General features: G+C 67.3%; 3 protein-coding genes and 1 pseudogene. 2 read left to right on the top strand and 2 right to left on the bottom strand.

The features are described 5' to 3' along the window. Positions 1-122: pseudogene (locus AC2VOP_RS02985) on the top strand (DUF3159 domain-containing protein); the annotation flags it as partial. Here the strand turns inward: AC2VOP_RS02985 and AC2VOP_RS02980 are convergent. Both AC2VOP_RS02980 and AC2VOP_RS02975 read right to left on the bottom strand, forming a co-directional pair. Beyond that, positions 119-781, bottom strand: a complete 663-nt coding sequence (locus tag AC2VOP_RS02980; RefSeq protein WP_486959591.1) for a potassium channel family protein — start codon at positions 779-781, stop codon at positions 119-121. The pseudogene AC2VOP_RS02985 and the gene AC2VOP_RS02980 overlap by 4 nt on opposite strands. Further along, the gene (locus AC2VOP_RS02975) at positions 778-1,473 is read right to left on the bottom strand and encodes a potassium channel family protein (RefSeq protein WP_486959592.1); all 696 of its coding nucleotides are present in this window, start codon (positions 1,471-1,473) and stop codon (positions 778-780) included. Before AC2VOP_RS02975 ends, AC2VOP_RS02980 begins: the two co-directional genes overlap by 4 nt. Before the next feature lie 80 nt (positions 1,474-1,553). Between AC2VOP_RS02975 and AC2VOP_RS02970 the strand changes: the two genes are divergently transcribed. Continuing rightward, positions 1,554-2,358: APC family permease (locus AC2VOP_RS02970; protein WP_486959590.1), on the top strand; the 805-nt coding region annotated here is incomplete at its 3' end.

Raw genomic sequence — 2,358 nt, 5'->3', positions numbered from 1 at the left:
CCGGCTGGCTGGCGGTGGCCCGCATCGCGATGGGTTGGCCGCTGACCGCCCTGGCAGCGCTGGTGACCTACTTCGCGGTCAAGGTCGTCCGGCGCCTCGTAGATCCGGCCGCGTGGGTTTAGCCGGTCGATAGCAGCAGTTTCCGCAGTTCGTCCTCGACCTCGGCCACTGCGACGAGCAGCAACTCGTCGCCGCCCTCCAGCGGCTCGTCGTCCTGCGGCACGATGACCCGCGAGCCGCGCAGGATCGTCACCAGCGCGGCGTCGCGCGGCAGCGCCAGCTTGCGCACCGGCTTGCCGCCCCATGGCGTGTCGTCGGGCAGGGTGATCTCGAGCAGGTTCGCTTGACCTTTGCGGAACTCCATCAGCCGAACCAGATCGCCGACCGCGACCGCCTCCTCGACAAGGGAGGCCAGCATCCGCGGGGTGGACACCGCCACGTCCACGCCCCAGGCGTCGGTGAAAAGCCATTCGTTGCGGGGATCGTTGACGCGCGCCACCACCCGCGGCACCGTGAACTCGGTCTTTGCCAGCAGGGAAACGACCACGTTGGCCTTGTCGTCGCCGGTGGCGGCGATCACCACGTCGAAATCCTCCAGGTGCATCGACTCCAGCAGGCTCAGCTCGCAGGCGTCGCCCAGGTGCCACTGCGCCGCGGCGATGCCGTCGACGTCGATGTGCTCCGGGTTGCGGTCGATCAGGGCCACCCGGTGGCCGTTGTCGATCAGCTCTCGGGCGATGGACCGGCCGACGGCGCCGGCTCCGGCGACCGCGACCCTCATCTGTGCCGCTCCCCGGTGCCTGCGCTGTCCACGTCGTCGTTCGGTGGCAGCGCGGCGATGGCCGCTGCTTCGGCGGCGCGGCCGGACACCGCGACGATGTACACCTGGTCGCTGGCCTGGAGGACGGTCTTCGGTTCGGGCAGTACCCCGGTACCGAACCGGATCAGGAACCCCACCCGGGCACCGGTGGCCGTCTCCAGATCGGTGACGAGGTGGCCTATCCAATTCTCGTGCAGGATGACCTCGACGACCGCCACGGTGCCGGTCGGGTCACGCCACTTGGTGGTCTCGGTCTCCCGGGTCAGGGCGCTGAGCAGGCGGTCAGTGGTCCACGGCACGGTGGCGATCGTGGGGATGCCGAGCCGCTCGTAGACCGCCGCACGTTTGGCGTCGTAGATCCGCGCGACGACGCGCGGCACGCCGAAGGTCTCGCGGGCCAGTCGCGCCGAGATGATGTTGGAGTTGTCGCCGGACGACACCGCGGCGAACGCCCCGGCGTCCTCGATACCGGAACGCAGCAACACGTCGCGGTCGAATCCCATGCCCAGCACCCGCTCGCCGGTGAACTCCGGGCTGAGCCGGTTGAATGCGGCGCTGTCGCGGTCGATGATCGCGACTTCGTGGCCGATCCGGCAAAGCCCGTCGGCCACCGAGGCGCCCACCCGGCCACAGCCCATCACCACTACCCGCACCTTGGAAGGTCCTTTCGGCTTCGCCATGCCTGTATGTGGAACGCTACCGCCAACGCCCCGGGGGCCTACTCTTGGCTCTCGTGTCCAACGTTTCGACGGCTATGCGCCGGCTGCTTTTGGGCCGGCCGTTTCGCAGTGACCGGTTGAGTCACACGCTGCTGCCTAAGCGCATCGCCTTGCCGGTGTTTGCCTCCGACGCGGTGTCGTCGGTGGCCTACGCCCCTGAAGAAGTCTTCCTGGTGCTGTCGGTGGCGGGCATTGCTGCTTACCGGATGGCACCCTGGATCGGGCTGGCGGTGTCGTTCGTGTTCTTGACCGTGGTGGCCAGTTACCGGCAGAACGTGCACGCCTACCCGTCCGGCGGCGGTGACTACGAAGTGGTCACCACAAACCTCGGCGCCAACGCCGGTTTGACCGTGGCTAGCGCGCTGATGGTCGATTACGTGCTCACCGTGGCGGTTTCGATCTCCTCGGCAGTGGCCAATATCGGTTCGGCGTCGCCGTTCGTCGCCGCACACAAGGTGGCGTTCGCCATCGGCACCGTCGTCGCGATCGCGGCGGCGAACCTGCGCGGTATCCGAGAGTCAGGCCGGGCGTTCGCCTTTCCGACGTATGCCTTCATCATCGGTATCTACACCATGCTGGCCTGGGGATTGTTCCAGTTTTATGTGCTCGGTCACCCGCTGCAGGCGGAATCTGCGGGCTTCAAGATTCATTCCGAGCACGGGGAGGTGCTCGGTTTCGCGTTGGTATTCCTGGTGGCCCGCTCGTTTTCCTCCGGATGTGCAGCGTTGACCGGGGTGGAGGCGATCAGCAACGGGGTGCCGGCGTTTCGTAAACCGAAGTCGCGCAACGCCGCCACCACCTTGTTGATGCTCGGTGTGA

The organism is Mycobacterium sp. TH-M106 (assembly GCF_057473765.1).
Note: the sequence above shows the minus strand (reverse complement) of the source record. Positions and strands in the feature narration are given on the sequence as shown.

Excerpts from the sequence above, each read along its gene's own strand:
- AC2VOP_RS02980 (WP_486959591.1), bottom strand. The coding sequence starts at position 781 with ATGAGGGTCGCGGTCGCCGGAGCCGGCGCCGTCGGCCGGTCCATCGCC.